The organism is Veillonella montpellierensis, from assembly GCF_947090115.1.
Taxonomy (GTDB): Bacteria; Bacillota; Negativicutes; order Veillonellales; family Veillonellaceae; genus Veillonella; species Veillonella montpellierensis.
The window spans coordinates 133,897-150,635 of sequence record NZ_CAMUMS010000002.1 but is presented as its reverse complement, the minus strand read 5'-3'; the positions used below and the strand labels follow the sequence as shown (position 1 = coordinate 150,635).

The window sequence follows — 16,739 nt, the reverse complement described above, 5'->3', positions numbered from 1 at the left end:
ACAGAAATATGAATTTCACGACATTTACAACAGGAGATGCTAATTATATTTTATTAGGAGAATGTAAAGCTGATGGAAATGATGGATTTATTGAACCGCCTGAAGACGAAATAGAAGTATTAAAGACAGGAAAGCTCTTTTATTTAATTTCACAAGTGCAGTACATGAATGACAGTGACTATTATAATAATGAGAAATCATTATATTTAAAAATTCCTGTTGTATTATTTAATGATAGTAAGCTGCAATGGAAGTATTTAGCATCTAAGGATCCTTTTTATCTTCGTTGCGATTCTTTTAACCTTCCTTGCAAAATCACATATGGGGTATACGTATGAATCAGGGTATAGGAATTTATGAAAATGGCATAGATACGCTTTTAGGGAGTGCTGGCAATGCATTATATTTAACAAGGGTTGTTTGTGGTCTTGAAGCATTCGGTAAATGGGGCGGAGGATATATACAAGAACGTAATTTACAATTAAAGCGGTTAGATTATTGGAATACTTATAATAGACCCGTTGATTGGATGGCAAGTCTTGCAGTTGAATTATTAGATTATGAAGAGATTGCAGTTCTGCTGCCCATAGATGTAGAGTTTTTGTTGATTCATGAAGAGTATAGACGGTTATCCCGTTATGAGGGATGGTTCAATAAAATTTTTACGCCATATTCTATTGCAGAAATATGCCACGGAATACGATACACCGATGAATATAAAAAGTATATTTCTGATAAAGCATATAAGAAAAAATTAGTATATATGAGTCTACAAAATTGTCGGGATTTTATTAATCAAAAATGTATGATTGCATTTTTTGGCAAGCATCCTAATGTAAAACCACCTAAATATGGTGTTGCAAAATATAAAGACAACAAAGTGACTTTTTCATCAAATTTATTATATCCAAAGATTGTTTGTTGTAAGCATATTGATGGAATTTTAGATGATGGATATTTATCAGATGATGATAGAGTAAAAAAGATATCAAAATTAACTAGTGATTTTAAACCGGAACGTAATCATTACTACGCTATTGCAAATAATGAAACAGCTTTTGCTTATAAATCAGACAGGGGTTATAAAGGAGATAGCGCCATGATGATTTCCCCTTGCTTTGTTCATTTTGATGTGTTTGGTTATGCTCTAAAAATAGAAGGATATACTGTAAAAGAATTTATGGAAAAACCTCGTAAAGAGAGGGTAAAATTGAAAGATAGAATATCACATAAACCGATTCTTACATATGATTATTTAGGAGAAGTAGATCTTGATGGAATTGTGTGTGGTAGCTTCCCATTAGTAATATTAGATGTAACTAAAATTATGAATTGCATGAGAAATATGGGATTACCAAATCTTAATGTTAATTCTAATGATATGTATTTTTTTGTGTTGCCAAATGGAGAAGTAAATAGACTACCAAATGGAGAGGCAGTAGAGCAATATTATGTAAGTGATGAAATAATTTATAAATTTAATCCATTTAACAAAGATCTATCTTAATAAAATGGATGTCTTTTTTATTGAAGAAAGGAGCGGCGGAATGTGGACATGGCAATTTCAATTAGATGATATTCTAACTACATTATCAATTGTAGCAGTTATCGGTGGTGCTAGTTATCGTCTGATGATTTTACCGATTCTAACACGTATCAGTGATGAACGCATGCAAGACAATCTCATTTTTACAGAAAGAATGGGAGCATTGAATGAAACGTTGTTAGAGTTAAAAACGGAGATTAAATTATCGAGAGAGCAAAGAACAAAATCGTATGCAGAGCATGTGAGATTGACTGCTAGAGTCGATGGACTAGAAACACGAGTAGATGAGCTACGGGAGGACTTTCATGAACATACTACAAAAGTTCATTAGCACATCGAAACAAGCGTATCAGTCGATACGAATAGCAACAATTAAACCGACAGGTATATTAGCAACAAGGGTACTAGTATTTACAATGCTAGTACCTATTTTATTAGTAGTTATTGAATATGTACTAGCATTTATTCGAGGGTATGTGTCTGATGACATGAACAAGCTTATCAGTGTCGGTATCAATATTATTGACCATATCTTTATACCGTCAGTACTTACTGCGTTAGTCGGCTTTCTTGCGTTGTGGGTCGATAAAGATGGTGACGGAATACCAGACAAATTAGAAGAAAGAGATAGGTAAGAAAGGAGTGATAAGAATGAAAAAAGGGTTCGATATATCAGCGTGGCAAGAAGATGAGAACAGGCAACCGTATTTCACTGATGAACGCATGACACAAGCCAAGGCAGAGGGTAATGAGTTTGTCATTATAAAATTAGGTGAGAATTATTGTGTTGATGATTTCTTTACAAAACATATCACATCAGCACTAAACGCTGGACTTGAAGTTGGCGTATATTATTTTAGTCATGCATACGACGAAGCAACAGCTGTACAAGAGGCAGAGTGGGTCATTAATACACTTAACAGTTACGGCTATACTAATTATCATTTACAAGCTGGCATTTGGTATGACTATGAAGAACATAGACAACTACGCAATATGATTAATGTCGGAGCATTAACTAAACAAGTAATGACTAACTGCATTAGTCGATTTATCAACAGATTGTGGCAAGCGGGATTTCAAAATGTAGGCGTGTATAGTGGATATAGCTTGCTATGGAATGAAACATATGCATACAGTCAAATGCCGAGCGTGCCAGTGTGGATTGCTCAATATAACAGCACTTGCGACTATCCAAACGTAAAGATATGGCAATATTCTTATAGTGGAACAGTAGCCGACAAAGAAGTAGATGTAAATTATATGTACGAATAACACGTAACGACTTTACAATGCCTTTGAATCAGTATACAATGATGATAGGCAAAAGAATGAGTTAATAGATCATGTTTGCACGCAAAACAAAAAAGCAGGGTGGCAGCCCTGCTTTTTTTATGCTCGTTGCTTTACATATATCTATCGAGCCATTTGCAAATAAAGTGGCAGGCAATATTTGCTATGATAGATACCAAGAATGAGTTACATATATCAATCATGCTTGCACCTCCTTTCTGTTGCCAGATTGGAGAAAGCAACGAGATTATTATAACATATTGCACCCATAGAGGGTGCTTTTTTTATAGGAGGTAACTATGTATGATACAATCAAAAAGCTTATGCACGTTTACTATATTATTGTTCCTATTTGCGTTATCGTGTGTATCGTCGCTTGTATATTGTGCTACACCGACCGAAACTCAAATAACATTGACACAAGAGGAATACAGAACGCTCAACAAGAACTTGTTACAGTTAGACAAGAACAATCAAGAGCTATCGAACAAAATAGAAATGCTAAATCAGCAATCGAACGTAGTCAGTCTATCAATGAACGAACAGAGCAAGCAATTAGTACAAGCCGAGAACTTAATGCAAGAACAAGCCAATCAATTGGAATTAGCAAATCAGAAATTAATAATGCAAAGTCAATCATTAAACGAAATGACGAACTCATTAAAACTAGCAAATCAATACTTGAACGAGCAAAAGAAAGAAATCGAAAAAGCGAAAACACAACAACGAAACAGTAAATTGCTTAATATTCTACTAAGTGGAGCGGTCATATATCTTGCTGTAAAGAATTAATTGTAATAAAAAGAGCCTACTAGCATAGAGTAAAAACTATGTTAGTAGGCTTTATTTTTTTTATAACATAATAAAAACAGCCACCTAGTGGTTGAATACACAGGGGCTGTAGCCATACATGATTAGTTGGAGCTAATTATGTATGAATCTTAACCAAAATGGTCAGACAAAAATATTTACTTAAGTTATTTTAGCATTTTGGCATAGGTTTTGCAATAGTCCCAAAAAGGAGAAAGATAGGCTTTTTTTATTTAAATTTATTGATTTTTGGGCTACAAAATGATATAATATAAGAGTAGTAAGGATACTACAAATAGTAGGCAAGTACAGAAAGGAGATACATATGAGTAAAATGACAAACGAGCAATTTCAAATATTCCTTGATATGGTTATTCAGATTTTGAGAGATAGCAAAACAACAGAAGAAGCCATTGAAAAGATTAAGAAGTTAAAAAAATAGAAGCCACACTATAAATAGTATGACTTCAAGTTCTATAGAAAGGGTGCTTGCCCACCCTTCCTCTATACTATAGCATAGGGGAGGGAAAAAGCACAATGGATATTATGGAAAAGAAAAAGATGGGGCGACCAACTGATAACCCAAAAAGCAGACCTATACACGTAAGATTAGATGAAAAGACAAGCACAATACTAGATAAATATATGGATCAATATAAAGTAAATAGAGCCGAGGCAATCCGTGTAGGGATACAGCAGTTAGAAAAGTATTTACAATAAGTTTGACGGCAAAAAAACGGCAAAAAGCAGTTGAGTATTATTGCATGTTGTTGATTAAAAATCAAAAGTGTAAATAATGGCCAACATGGTATTTTGCTAGATTTTAGATGATTGTTGATTATATTTATTATTATGTCGTATAATATGTATGTATAGAAACATATGCACTGATTTACATTTTGCTAATCATGTAAGATTGTATAAGGAGGTCATATTATGAAAGGGAATAACTGGGGCGGTAAGCGTGTTGGCGCCGGACGCAAAAAAGCCCTATTTCAACGAACTGGAAGAACATTTCGCTTGACCGATGAAGAATTTTTAGAAGTTAAACCAATTATTGATGAAATCCGCCATCGTACAGAAGAACGAATCGCATCTATTAAGCATTAAGTGATGCACAATACATTCGATGGTTCAGTTGCTATATGAGTTCATAGCTATTTTAAATCATTATGATATAGATATAATGTAGACTATTATTATAAGGTTATATGTAACTAAGTACTTAGTTACATATAGCCTTATTTTAGTGTTATCTATGATGATGCACCTTATATAAGATATGGCTGAGTATATGGGTAATAAAAAAGGTTGAGAGAATATAGTAAGTTGTAGTAAATGCTATATTTCACACGAGTGAGGTGTAGATTTCTTTAGAAATATGTTTTTATACAGAATTATAGGAATTATTTTTTATATTGATTTATTATATCTTGTAATACGTATGCTATGATAATATGAGTTATCGTAGGTATTCATAACTTTTTGAGTTATAGTGTTAGAATTAATGGCTTTTTATAAAAGTTGTCTATGGGAAAGGAGAATTTATATGAAATGTGGTTTTGCATATATTACCAATCCAAATAAACGTCACATTGGATTATCTATTTTAATAGGTATTATTGTTGGCATTATTGGGGCTTTTGCTAAATGGGGATGGGAAGTACCATTTCCACCACGGAACCCAGATATTTTTTGGCCCATTGATGCAGCAGCTCGCGTAACACCACCTAAAGTATTATTAGATATGTTGGGCATTGGTGATTGGCACGTTATGTTTTCTGGTACAGTACAACCAGTTGATGTGTTTATAGTACATGTGTTATTTTCTGTGATTTTTGGTATTATGTATTGCGTGATTGCAGAATATTGGCCAAGAATTAAAATGTGGCAAGGTACTGTATTTGGATTTTTTGTTTATTTTTTAGCGCATTGTATTGTTATGCCGTGGATGGGACTTGTTCCTCCATTAACAGAAATTCCGTTTGACGAACAATTTTCTGAATTATTTGGACATATATGGTGGTTGTGGATTATGGAATTATGTCGTCGAGACCTTCGTAATCGCATGACAGGTAAAGCAGATCCTGAAAAATAAGAAAAATTATAATCAGTAATTATAATTAGTATAAACAGCTAGCGGTCAATTTTGAATTATTATCTATATAGGATTTCTCTTGATAAAATGAAAAACAGAAATATATCTTTCATAGAATAGTAACAGTAAATATATTTATGGTAGAATGTATAATCCGTGTAGCTTCACTCTTTACATATATTTTTATGTAAAGACAATACCATAAAATTATATGTTATATATAATACTAGATGCTATATATTTTATAGCATCTAGTATTATTTCTACAGGAAGTAGTTAGATAGATCGATTAGAATATATGAAAAGCATAAGATTCAAATTTAATATATTTTTTTATATAATGATGGTATGGTAGGTACGATAATCATTAGAAACACTAAAAATAGCCATTCTATGAATGATTGATCGAGCTAGTAGTAGATATATATCTTCTTACATAACAAAAGGATGCTGTCCCTATTTATATTTTATGTTATTGATTCCCAAGATAGGAATTTTTTGAGTGATGGCATTTCTCCTCATATAAAGTACGAATTACTGCTATTTATGAGTATATACTACCTACACCAAGAAATTGATATATGATTATTATAGTGAGAGAATTTATGCAATCATTAACAGTATGTACATGGGGTTTTAACAAGTAAAAGAGAGAAACTATATCATGATACAGAATGGGTGATACCCATTCATGATGATGCTATATTGTTTGAATATGTAGTGGTAGAATGTATGCAGGCTAGCTTGTTTTGATTAACTATTTTACTGCATAGAGAAGCTATGAGAGGTGCTTTTGATGGATTTTCCAGAAACACAATTGCTCAGTACGATACTAAAAAAGAACAATCTTTGTTGAATAATGCTGGCATTATTCGCCATACATTGAAGATAAAATCATTACGTAAAAATGCTAGAGCTTTTCAAGCAATACAACGTATATATGGGTCCTTTGACGCGTATATTTGGAGTTTTACTGGAAGAAAATCTATTATTGGATATTGGTATCTATGAACGAGGTGCCTCGTCGTACAGAACTATTAGATATAGTTTGTAAAGATATGAAAACATATGGTTTTACTTTTATTGGAACTATTACTGTTTATTCATTTTTACAAGCGATTGGCGTTGTTAATGATCATATCGTAAGTTGTCTACGATATAGCGAATTACTAGGAGGTATGGATGCACTTGATTAAAGATATAGAGATAGTATTAGATATGATACGAAAGAAACGGGGCATAGTGCATCATATTACTAATCGTGTTACGATACATGAATGTGCCAATGCCGTATTAGCGATTGGAGCCTCTCCTATCATGGCTTCTCATAGAGAAGAAGCGTATGAAGTTACATCTCATAGTCAGTCGGTTGTATGGAATATAGGTACTATTGAATCTGGTACTTTAGAGGCTATGATAGAATCTGGCAAAGCGGCACAACACCATACTATCCCAATAGTATTTGATCCAGTAGGCGTAGGAGCTACTTCTTTGCGACGTTACGCAGCAAAAACATTGTTGAATACATTTCCTGTAGCGGTTATTCGATGTAATACGAGTGAGTTAATTGCATTATATTCTGAAACATATACTTCCACAGGCGTTGATTCAGTTTTGATTGATGAAGATAAAAACTATGATGAAATAGCAAAATCTATAGCTTTACAGTATCATACGGTAGTAGCAGTAACTGGTCCAGTGGATATAGTTACAGATGGAAAATGTATATATCATTTATATAATGGGGTTGATCTGTTACCTAAGCTAACAGGGACTGGATGTATGACTACATCATTAGTGGGTGCCTTTTTAACAGTTACTGATCCTATAAAGGCAGCAATATTAGGAATTAGTTATATGAGTATTAGCGGCGAAATCGCTAAAATGAGATTACAGAATGAAGAAGGGTTAGGATCGTTCTCTATTTATTTACATGATGCATTAAGTATACTCACAGGTGATACGTTTCTTGATCTCCTTTCTATTAAATGAGGTATCACTATATGGACAGAATATAGTGTATATAAAAAGTACTCTGTAGTTGGCAGAGTACTTTTTATGGTTCATAAAGATATTTCATTAGGAGTATAGCAAATTAGTATGTAATATTGGCATAAAAGTAAAAAATCTAGTATATGTAGTATGTATCATTTAATTTGTACATAGCATATATACTAGAGGCATATGGTGCGCTTGCCGAGAATCGAACTCGGATTTTTGGTTCCGGAGACCAACGCTTTATCCATTGAGCTACAAGCGCATGTGTTAATTATTATATCATAAGGAAATCGATAATACCATAATTTAATACCATAATTTTATATAGGATCACTATAGATTCTAGTCGTTACTTTCTATGTAAGATATAATTTTATAGTATATTACTATAGAATTATAGGTATAAATAAAAATTTTTACCTTTGAATATATTAAGTGACTATCTAGCTAGCTCATATCAATTTTATTGTTATTGCTAAGTATATTATAACTTTAAGTTTTATTCGATGAATTATAAGTTGCTATAGAGTATTATAAAAGATGTCATATTTTATGATTTATACTTCATTACAATAGATACCATGAGATATTAAACTATATACGCGATTTGTGTAAAATTAATGATTCATATAGAAACATTATGATATGTATTTTATGATATCTAGTAGGCAGACATAGCAATGTTTGTCATGCCTACTCTTTTTTGCTACAATATATTTTTGATATTAGAAAGATTAATTTGAAAGTTTATACTAAGGGAGAAAGGAAGTTAATATAGACATGGAACAAGGCACACTAAAAGGTTGTCGATTGGTTGAAACCAAAGATGGTAAAGTAATTCAATGTGATGAAGAGATTATTACACCTAGTGATGTATGGAAACGTGGTATTGATTTATCGAAAGTAGATATTAATGCTATGGAGAAGCAAGAAATATATAAAGAAGCGTATAATACAGTTACATTAAATCATGAAGAACGAGTAATTGTTGAAGAACATGAACGATTATCACCACATTTAATTTTTGAAATTATTCGCAGAGATGGTATTGAAGAATTATTACGACCAGTTAAGGCGCTTGTATTCTCTGGCATAGGTGCAGGAATTATGATTACATTTTCTTTTGTGTGTATGGCAGTGTTGGCAGCTTTACTACCAAAAGAATCATGGAGTCCAATTATTTCAAAAATGGGATATACAATAGGATTTATTCTTGTTATTTTAGCACGAGCGCAACTATTTACAGAGAATACAATTACTACGGTAGTACCAGTCTTTAAGCCTTTTAAATTCAAAAAGTTATGCCCATTAGGACGCTTGTGGACTATCGTATTACTATCTAACTTGATTGGTACGACACTAGCTGCTTCGTTTCTAAGTATTGATGGAGTTATGAATCCTGAATTTGTAGTGCAAATGGAATTGATTGCTAGTCATGTGGCACATATGGGTGCCTATGAAAATTTAATTAGAGGCATACCTTCTGGTATTTTAATAGCAGCCATTGTTTGGATGATGCCATCCGCTCGTAATTTTAGTTTTTTCATCATTGCATTTTTCACCTATTTTATTGCACTAGGCGATTTCACACATATTGTTGTTGGATCAGCTGAAATGTGTTATGCCGTTATTCATGGCATGGCAACGATGAGTGATTATTTTTTCACATTTTTGATTCCTACAGGGATAGGGAATATATTAGGGGGAACAGGAGTATTTACGTTGCTAGCTTATGCACAAATTTCTTCTGAACTGAACGTAAAACATTAAAGATAGAAATAGTAGTTGATGATATACTAAATAACATATGCCTAATATTGTAAAGGAATAGTAGTTAGAATGCTTTTATAAAACAAAATAGTTACATAGAAATGGGAACGGTATAGTGCTGAGAAAATAGTATTATACCGTTTTTATATAACTATTTTTACGATATACTAGTAAATCAATAGTTTTTAGAATACGCTTTTTGTTAATAAGCAATATATGTAGTTTTTCTTTTATAGATATAGTATGACTAATAAGGCATACTATATCGAGAAAGTTTGGTTATATATACCATAATCAATAGGCTTAATTCCTTATACAGTGCTAATAATAGTGAGAATAGCTATATAAAATATATATTTAAATATAGGAAGTTTACATAGAGCAATGAATGGATATGTAATAGAAGTATCATATGTTAGTCATTCATAGTAAAACATGGTGCAAATAGTTTAAAATAACTAGCTAATAAAAAAAGTAAAAAAATAAAATTTGACCTATTGACTTTTTGACTTTTAGGGAGTATGATAAGGACATAAAGAAGAAATGGAACTGGAGGTGCTAAAGGTCAAAAGGTTAATAAGTAATATAATTATTATCTGATGATTGAGGTGTTAACAAAATAATGGCTAGCGATTTTGGAAGAGAAAACAGTATACGATAGGTTACGTAGATGTAATGAATTAAGTTTATAAGAAAAAGATATAGTAAATTATAAATAGAATAGTGCAACACTATTCCTAGAAAGTAAAAACGAGGTACTTATTATGAACAATAATTTTAGCAATGATTTTAATAGCATGCATGACTTATTTAATCAATTAATGGGCAATATGGGTGGTTATTCAACAGAAAATCGTCGCTATAGTATCAATGGCAGAGAGGTAACACCAGAAGAATTTGCTTATTATCGTCAAAATGGACAATTGCCACGTCAAGAAGGTGGGGATGACAATGTAGGTCCTATAAAGCAAAATGGTATTTTAGCAAAATTAGGCACTAATTTGACTGAACAAGCTAGAGAAGGCAAGTTGGATCCTGTTATTGGGCGTAATAAGGAAATTCAAGAAACTGCTGAAATATTAGCTCGGCGTACAAAAAACAATCCTGTACTAGTTGGGGATGCAGGGGTAGGTAAAACTGCTGTCGTTGAAGGATTAACACAAGCTATTGTGAATGGAGATGTACCAGCAGCTATTAAAAATAAACAGATTATTTCTATCGATATTTCTGGCTTAGAAGCAGGTACTCAATATCGTGGTTCTTTCGAAGAAAATGTACAAAAACTTGTAAAAGAAGTACAAGCAGCAGGAAACATTATTATTTTCTTTGATGAAATTCATCAGATTTTAGGGGCTGGTTCTACTGGTGATGGACAAGGCTCAAAAGGATTAGCAGATATTTTAAAACCTGCTTTATCTCGTGGTGATTTAACAGTTATTGGTGCTACTACACAAGATGAATATAGAAATACAATTATGAAGAATGCTGCATTGGCACGTCGATTTAATGAAGTAAAGGTTAATGCACCATCTGCAGCAGATACATTTAAGATTTTACAAGGTATTCGACCTTTATATGAAGCACATCATAATATAGAATTACCAGACATTGTGTTAAAAGCAGCAATTGACTACTCTGTACAATATATTCCACAACGGAGTTTGCCAGATAAAGCCATCGACTTGATTGATGTTACTGCAGCTCATTTAGCTTCACAGCATCCTGTTACGGATATTAAATCATTAGAAGCAGAAATAAAAAAAGCAAAAGATATGCAAGAAGAATATGCAAGAAAAGAAGACTATGAATCTGCTATTAATGAAAAGATGAGAATTCAAAAGTTACAGAACGAAATTGATAATCATACAGAAAATCAAAAAGTAGCAGCTACGGTCAATGATGTAGCTGAGGCTGTAGAACGTATGACTGGTATTCCAGTTTCTCAAATGGGTGCTTCTGATATTGAACGGCTTAAAGATATGAAATCTCGGTTGGCAGCACATGTCATTGGTCAAGATGATGCCGTAGAAGCTGTATCACGTGCTATTCGACGTAATCGAGCAGGCTTTGATGAAGGAAATCGGCCAATTGGTAGTTTTCTATTTGTCGGACCTACTGGTGTTGGTAAAACTGAATTAGCTAAACAATTAGCCTTAGATATGTTTGGTAATAAAGATGCTATTATTCGTCTTGATATGTCAGAATATAGTGATCGAACTGCTGTATCAAAATTGATTGGCGTTACAGCAGGCTATGTAGGATATGATGATAATTCTAATACACTTACAGAACGTGTACGCCGTAACCCATATTCTATTGTATTGTTTGATGAAATCGAAAAAGCAGATCCACAAGTTATTACATTATTGCTTCAAGTGTTAGATGATGGACATTTAACAGATGGACAAGGCAATACAGTTAACTTTAAGAATACCGTTATTATTGCTACATCAAATGCAGGATTTGGATATGGCACAGAACCGCAAGATGAATCTGTTGATATTATGGATCGTATTGCACCATATTTCCGTCCAGAATTTTTGAATCGTTTTAATGGTGTTATTGAATTTAACCATTTGAGCAAAGAGGATTTGCATAAAATTGTGGATTTAATGTTAGATCAAGTAAATGCTACATTAGCTAAAAAACATATCAAACTTACTGTAACAGATGCAGCTAAAGAATTTTTAATGGAAGAAGGTTACGATAAAGCATTAGGTGCTCGTCCATTGCGTAGGGTTATTGAAAGTGAAGTACGAGATACTGTTACTGATTTTTATCTTGATCATATTGATGTGAAAAATTTAGTAGCCGATGTAAAAGATAATCATATAGTTATCAGTGAAGATACTAAGGCAAGTGCTACAGAAAATAAATAAGTTATGTAGGAACATACAGTTTCTATTATATGGTATAGGATAGTTACTCATAAATATTTAATACATAGGCCTGTCATTACTATAACGATTAATGACAGGCTTATTTTATAGCTATTGATAATGTTAATCATAAGATTATTAGGAAGATTTTTTTGAATTAGTAGATTGGGTATAATAAATTGAAGTTGTATATTCACTATATTTTGTTATAATAAAAGTATTCTATTATTGAGTAAAAAGTGTGAGGTACTATATGGAGCAAACAAGTTTAACTGTGGGGCGAGCTGCGTTGCGCTTGGCGCTATCAGAAACTAGAATGGATGAGCAAATATTGCGAAAAGAGTTAGAGACGGCTGATATTCGTTCTGTAGCAGTTGATTTTGGCGGGCAATTCATTCCATCGATTCCTAAAATCATTGAACACGCCGTTATTGCTGCACAGAGACAAGGTGTGGTAGCAACCAATCATATTGGAGAAGGAGCTGTTATTGGAGCTACACAAGAAGCATTAGAACAACTTAAACGGAAAGCGACAGGACTCAATGTGGGAGGCAAAATTGGTATAGCTCGTTGTAGAGAACATTTGAGTGTTGCTATTTATATGGGCGTTGGAATTTTGCACCTTAATGAAATTGCAGTAGCTATGGCTCATCGCTCTATGCCAGCACAGGAAGAAACAAGCCATTTATAATATACGGAACTGTAAGAATCACTAATAGATTAGATAATAATGGTAGAAATAGTATACAATTATAAATGGGATAATTATATGTTTTAGTAGGTGCTTGTTAGTGATACTAATACAATCGTTGTATGTTTGTTTTAGTGCAGTATATAATTGTTGACATTAGTACGTAAATAGTATATTATTATTTAGTAAGCTTTATGAAGAAGAGGCCATCCGCTTCTCACCTTATGTCATGAAATATAGGGTTATATATAGCAATACTACACGGATGGCATATTATGCTGTCCGTTATTTTTATTTGGGGGTGAACCTTATTAGCAAAGATATGCCACGTATTAACGAAGAAATTCGTGCTCGTGAAATTCGTGTGTTAAGTGCCGATAATGAACAAATTGGCATTATGAGTTCTCGTGATGCGTTAGTATTAGCAGAAGAACAACAATTAGATTTAGTTGAAATTTCTCCTAATGCAAAACCACCTGTTTGTCGAATTATGAACTTTGGCAAATATCGATATGAACAGCAAAAACGAGAAAAAGAAGCCAAAAAGAAACAAAAAGTTATTACTTTAAAAGAAGTAAAACTTCGTCCACATATTGAAGATCATGACTTTTATGTTAAAATGAAAAATGCTTCTAAATTTTTAGGGGAAGGCAATAAAGTAAAAGTCACAATTATGTTCCGTGGCCGTGAATTAAGCCATCCGGAATTAGGTCTTAACGTTTTAACCCGCTTCTCTGATGAACTCAAAGAGCAAGCAGTTGTTGAAAAAGCAGCTAAGCTTGAGGGTCGAAATATGACTATGATTTTAGCAAAAAAAGGATAATTGAGGAGGATTTATATTATGCCAAAAATTAAAACTCGTCGTGCAGCGGCTAAACGTTTTGTAGCAACAGGTACTGGTGAATTTAAGCGTGCGAAAGCGTTTAAAAGCCATATTTTAGAAAAAAAATCTCCAGCTCGTAAACGTAATTTGCGTAAAGCAACATTAGTAAGTAAATCTGATTATAAACGTGTAGTTAAAATGTTACCTTACGCTTAATCGTTCTATAAGTAGTAAATTGTAAATATTAGATAGTAATATTGGAGGAAATGTATAATGGCTAGGATTAAAGTAGGCGTTACAGCCCATGCTCGTCATAAAAAAATCTTAAAATTAGCGAAAGGATATCGCGGTACTCGTAGCCGTTTATTTAAAAAAGCTAATGAAACAGTAATGAAAGCATTATTCTATGCTCGTCGTGACCGTCGTGCTAAGAAAGGCGAATTCCGTAGATTATGGATTGCTCGTATTAATGCTGCTTCCCGTAGTAATGGTTTAAGCTATAGTCGCTTTATTGCTGGGTTAACTAAAGCTGGCGTGGAAGTTAACCGTAAAATGTTGGCTGATTTGGCTGTTAATGATGCAGTTGCATTTGCTAAATTAGTTGAAATCGCTAAAAATGCATAGTAGATAGTTATGAAAGACTGTAGTATTATATACTATAGTCTTTTTTTGTAGTATATATAATATATGTAGTTTATGGTGGATACAAAGTTTTCTGTATTAGACTTTGATGAATCTCTATAAGTAATTTCTATAGTTAACACATATATTTTTATGTAGCTATATAGTATGATTTTAGAGAGTGAGTAATTATATAGGAATATGATGAAATAATTTCCTATCACCACTAGTTACGAATAAAAAATAAATGTTATAAGGATGAAAAATTTATGTATTTTATTTCAAAGAGAATGGAAATATCTGCAGCACATCAATTACATCTCTCATATCAAAGCAAATGTGAAAATTTACATGGGCATAATTGGATTATTACGGTGTATTGTTACGCAGAAGAATTAAATAAAGATGGTATGGTCATTGATTTCACACATATAAAAAAAGAAATTCATGATGTATTTGATCATCATATTATTAATGATATTGTGCCATTTAAGGATGGACTTAATCCAACGGCAGAAAATATGGCAAAATGGATAGTGGATACCATCCCTAGTTGCTATAAAGCCGTTGTGCAAGAAACGGAAGGTAATGAAGCCTGTTATGTACAACCTGGACTACCTATTGAAGTCTATATGGGGCAATTATGATAAAGGTTAATGAAATTTTTACATCTATTGATGGTGAAGGTATTCGTAGTGGATATCCTGTTACCTTTATTCGCTTGTTTGATTGTAACCTTCGGTGTTCCTATTGTGATACCATGTACGCTGTGGAAGGTAACGATTATCGCAACATGTCGATTTCTGATATAATAGCTATGGTTAATCAACTAGGCTATAGACGTATTACATTAACTGGTGGAGAGCCATTATTACATAAGGAAGAAGTATACCCTCTACTAGAAGAATTAATTACTCTTGGCTATGAAATTAATATAGAAACAAACGGAGCTGTTTCATTGTTGCCATTTGAGAAATTGCGAGATACTACAAATTTTAATAAAAAAGAATATGCATTCTCTCACGCTAGCCAAAAAAAATTAGAGGAGAAAATCGAGAATAGGGAAATTACTGATAGCAATAGTTATATACTCCCTAAAAAACATAATAACAAGCGTGATATGTCTAATCTAGCGCATTATAAAGGCCATATTATCTATACTCTTGATTATAAATCACCATCAAGTGCAATGAATCATGCGATGCTTTTAGAGAATTTTAATTATTTACAGTCAGGAGATGTCATTAAATTTGTAGTAGGTACTGATGAAGATTTATGGAAAATGAAACAAGTGGTGACGGAACTGTTACCAACTATTGATGGATTAGAAATATTTGTTAGTCCTATATATGGTGTGATTGAACCTGCACGTATTGTTGATTTTATCATGATGCATCACTTAGAGTGTGTTCGGATGCAATTGCAGATGCATAAATTTATTTGGGACCCTAATGCGAGAGGGGTATAATATGAAACAAGAAATTAATGAAGAACGCGTGGCAGCATTAATACGAGAATTATTAATTGAATTGGGAGAAAATCCTAATCGGCCAGGATTATTAGAAACACCAGACCGTGTGGCTCGTATGTATCAAGAAGTATTTGAAGGTATTCGTTATTCTAATCATGAGATTGCGGAAAAGTTTGGAAAAGTATTTGAAGAAGTTAAAACGGGGAGTTTAGTCACTGTTACACATATTCCTATATTTAGTTATTGTGAACACCATTTAGCACTTATGTATAATATGGACGTTAGTGTAGGATATATTCCTAATAATAAAGTGATTGGCTTATCAAAAGTGGCTAGAATTGCTGATTTGGTAGGTAAGAGGCTACAACTACAAGAACGAATTGGTGATGATATTAGAGAGATTTTAGAGGAAGTATTAGATACAAAAGATATTATCGTCGTTATTCGTGGAGAACATGCATGTATGACATCCCGAGGTATTAGAAAGCCTGGAACTATTACTAAAACGGCTTCCTTAGGAGGAATTTTTGAGACGGATATTCCTCTTAGACAAGAGTTTTACTCTTTACTAACTATGGGGTAGTTAACCTGCACAAGAAGAAGTCAAATTAATATATGTATTTTTAAGCTACCTATGCGGTAGTTAACGTAGTTATCTCGACGCTGATAGGGGCGTTGTGTTTTCTAAGCTACCTACGCGGTAGTTAATAAACAGATTTACACACCAAATACTAGTGTA

20 protein-coding genes, 1 tRNA gene and 1 pseudogene are annotated in these 16,739 nt (G+C 32.9%); 21 read left to right on the top strand and 1 reads right to left on the bottom strand.

Annotated elements, in window-relative coordinates; all coding sequences use genetic code 11:
• Positions 1 to 8: 8 nt before the first annotated feature.
• The 12 genes and pseudogenes from P6940_RS01755 to thiM all read left to right on the top strand — a co-directional run bounded on the left by P6940_RS01755 (position 9) and on the right by thiM (position 7,739).
• On the top strand, positions 9 to 338 hold the full coding sequence (locus P6940_RS01755) for a hypothetical protein (protein ID WP_277293002.1): 330 nt from the start codon (positions 9 to 11) through the stop codon (positions 336 to 338).
• Positions 335 to 1,507, top strand: a complete 1,173-nt coding sequence (locus tag P6940_RS01750) for a hypothetical protein (RefSeq protein ID WP_277293001.1) — start codon at positions 335 to 337, stop codon at positions 1,505 to 1,507. The genes P6940_RS01755 and P6940_RS01750 overlap by 4 nt, the downstream gene beginning before the upstream one ends.
• 40 nt (positions 1,508 to 1,547) lie before the next feature.
• Complete coding sequence (locus tag P6940_RS01745; RefSeq protein WP_277293000.1) at positions 1,548 to 1,877, top strand: hypothetical protein; 330 nt, start codon at positions 1,548 to 1,550, stop codon at positions 1,875 to 1,877.
• Entirely contained in the window at positions 1,852 to 2,181 is a 330-nt protein-coding gene (locus tag P6940_RS01740; protein WP_277292999.1) for a hypothetical protein, read from the top strand. The genes P6940_RS01745 and P6940_RS01740 overlap by 26 nt, the downstream gene beginning before the upstream one ends.
• A 16-nt stretch (positions 2,182 to 2,197) precedes the next feature.
• Positions 2,198 to 2,821: a GH25 family lysozyme gene (locus tag P6940_RS01735; RefSeq protein ID WP_277292998.1), complete on the top strand. Its 624-nt coding sequence runs from the start codon at positions 2,198 to 2,200 to the stop codon at positions 2,819 to 2,821.
• Positions 2,822 to 3,142: 321 nt separating this feature from the next.
• Positions 3,143 to 3,631, top strand: a complete 489-nt coding sequence (locus tag P6940_RS01730) for a hypothetical protein (protein ID WP_277292997.1) — start codon at positions 3,143 to 3,145, stop codon at positions 3,629 to 3,631.
• A 564-nt stretch (positions 3,632 to 4,195) separates the two neighbouring features.
• Positions 4,196 to 4,369: a hypothetical protein gene (locus P6940_RS01725; protein ID WP_277292996.1), complete on the top strand. Its 174-nt coding sequence runs from the start codon at positions 4,196 to 4,198 to the stop codon at positions 4,367 to 4,369.
• A gap of 216 nt (positions 4,370 to 4,585) precedes the next feature.
• A complete protein-coding gene (locus P6940_RS01720; RefSeq protein ID WP_169712397.1) occupies positions 4,586 to 4,759 on the top strand; it encodes a hypothetical protein in 174 nt (57 codons plus the stop codon).
• Between the two features lie 439 nt (positions 4,760 to 5,198).
• Positions 5,199 to 5,747: a YagU family protein gene (locus tag P6940_RS01715; protein ID WP_277292995.1), complete on the top strand. Its 549-nt coding sequence runs from the start codon at positions 5,199 to 5,201 to the stop codon at positions 5,745 to 5,747.
• A gap of 678 nt (positions 5,748 to 6,425) precedes the next feature.
• Positions 6,426 to 6,758 (top strand): annotated as a pseudogene (locus tag P6940_RS01710) (DNA-3-methyladenine glycosylase I).
• Positions 6,755 to 6,943 carry a DNA-3-methyladenine glycosylase I gene (locus P6940_RS01705; protein ID WP_277292994.1) on the top strand — a complete coding sequence of 63 codons (189 nt, stop codon included), beginning with the start codon at positions 6,755 to 6,757 and terminating at the stop codon, positions 6,941 to 6,943. The pseudogene P6940_RS01710 and the gene P6940_RS01705 overlap by 4 nt, the downstream one beginning before the upstream one ends.
• Entirely contained in the window at positions 6,930 to 7,739 is an 810-nt protein-coding gene (gene thiM, locus P6940_RS01700; RefSeq protein ID WP_277292993.1) for a hydroxyethylthiazole kinase, read from the top strand. The genes P6940_RS01705 and thiM overlap by 14 nt, the downstream gene beginning before the upstream one ends.
• A gap of 193 nt (positions 7,740 to 7,932) precedes the next feature.
• Here the strand turns inward: thiM and P6940_RS01695 are convergent.
• Positions 7,933 to 8,007: transfer RNA gene (locus P6940_RS01695), tRNA-Arg, on the bottom strand.
• Between the two features lie 518 nt (positions 8,008 to 8,525).
• Between P6940_RS01695 and P6940_RS01690 the strand changes: the two genes are divergently transcribed.
• The 9 genes from P6940_RS01690 to folE all read left to right on the top strand — a co-directional run bounded on the left by P6940_RS01690 (position 8,526) and on the right by folE (position 16,583).
• A complete protein-coding gene (locus tag P6940_RS01690) occupies positions 8,526 to 9,515 on the top strand; it encodes a formate/nitrite transporter family protein (protein ID WP_277292992.1) in 990 nt (329 codons plus the stop codon).
• Between the two features lie 764 nt (positions 9,516 to 10,279).
• Positions 10,280 to 12,394, top strand: coding sequence for an AAA family ATPase (locus P6940_RS01685; RefSeq protein WP_277292991.1), 2,115 nt, complete (start codon positions 10,280 to 10,282; stop codon positions 12,392 to 12,394).
• Positions 12,395 to 12,647: 253 nt separating this feature from the next.
• Positions 12,648 to 13,085 carry a HutP family protein gene (locus P6940_RS01680; protein WP_028256891.1) on the top strand — a complete coding sequence of 146 codons (438 nt, stop codon included), beginning with the start codon at positions 12,648 to 12,650 and terminating at the stop codon, positions 13,083 to 13,085.
• A 322-nt stretch (positions 13,086 to 13,407) separates the two neighbouring features.
• Positions 13,408 to 13,908 (top strand): translation initiation factor IF-3, encoded by a 501-nt coding sequence (gene infC / locus P6940_RS01675; RefSeq protein WP_038113270.1) that lies wholly within the window; start codon positions 13,408 to 13,410, stop codon positions 13,906 to 13,908.
• 18 nt (positions 13,909 to 13,926) lie between these two features.
• Positions 13,927 to 14,124: a 50S ribosomal protein L35 gene (gene rpmI / locus P6940_RS01670; RefSeq protein ID WP_028256889.1), complete on the top strand. Its 198-nt coding sequence runs from the start codon at positions 13,927 to 13,929 to the stop codon at positions 14,122 to 14,124.
• A 57-nt stretch (positions 14,125 to 14,181) separates the two neighbouring features.
• Positions 14,182 to 14,532 carry a 50S ribosomal protein L20 gene (rplT, locus tag P6940_RS01665; RefSeq protein ID WP_028256888.1) on the top strand — a complete coding sequence of 117 codons (351 nt, stop codon included), beginning with the start codon at positions 14,182 to 14,184 and terminating at the stop codon, positions 14,530 to 14,532.
• A 266-nt stretch (positions 14,533 to 14,798) separates the two neighbouring features.
• The gene (gene queD, locus P6940_RS01660; protein WP_052076806.1) at positions 14,799 to 15,176 is read left to right on the top strand and encodes a 6-carboxytetrahydropterin synthase QueD; all 378 of its coding nucleotides are present in this window, start codon (positions 14,799 to 14,801) and stop codon (positions 15,174 to 15,176) included.
• Positions 15,173 to 15,997: a radical SAM protein gene (locus P6940_RS01655; protein WP_277292990.1), complete on the top strand. Its 825-nt coding sequence runs from the start codon at positions 15,173 to 15,175 to the stop codon at positions 15,995 to 15,997. The genes queD and P6940_RS01655 overlap by 4 nt, the downstream gene beginning before the upstream one ends.
• A 13-nt stretch (positions 15,998 to 16,010) precedes the next feature.
• Positions 16,011 to 16,583 carry a GTP cyclohydrolase I FolE gene (gene folE / locus P6940_RS01650; protein ID WP_197049759.1) on the top strand — a complete coding sequence of 191 codons (573 nt, stop codon included), beginning with the start codon at positions 16,011 to 16,013 and terminating at the stop codon, positions 16,581 to 16,583.
• Positions 16,584 to 16,739: the final 156 nt, after the last annotated feature.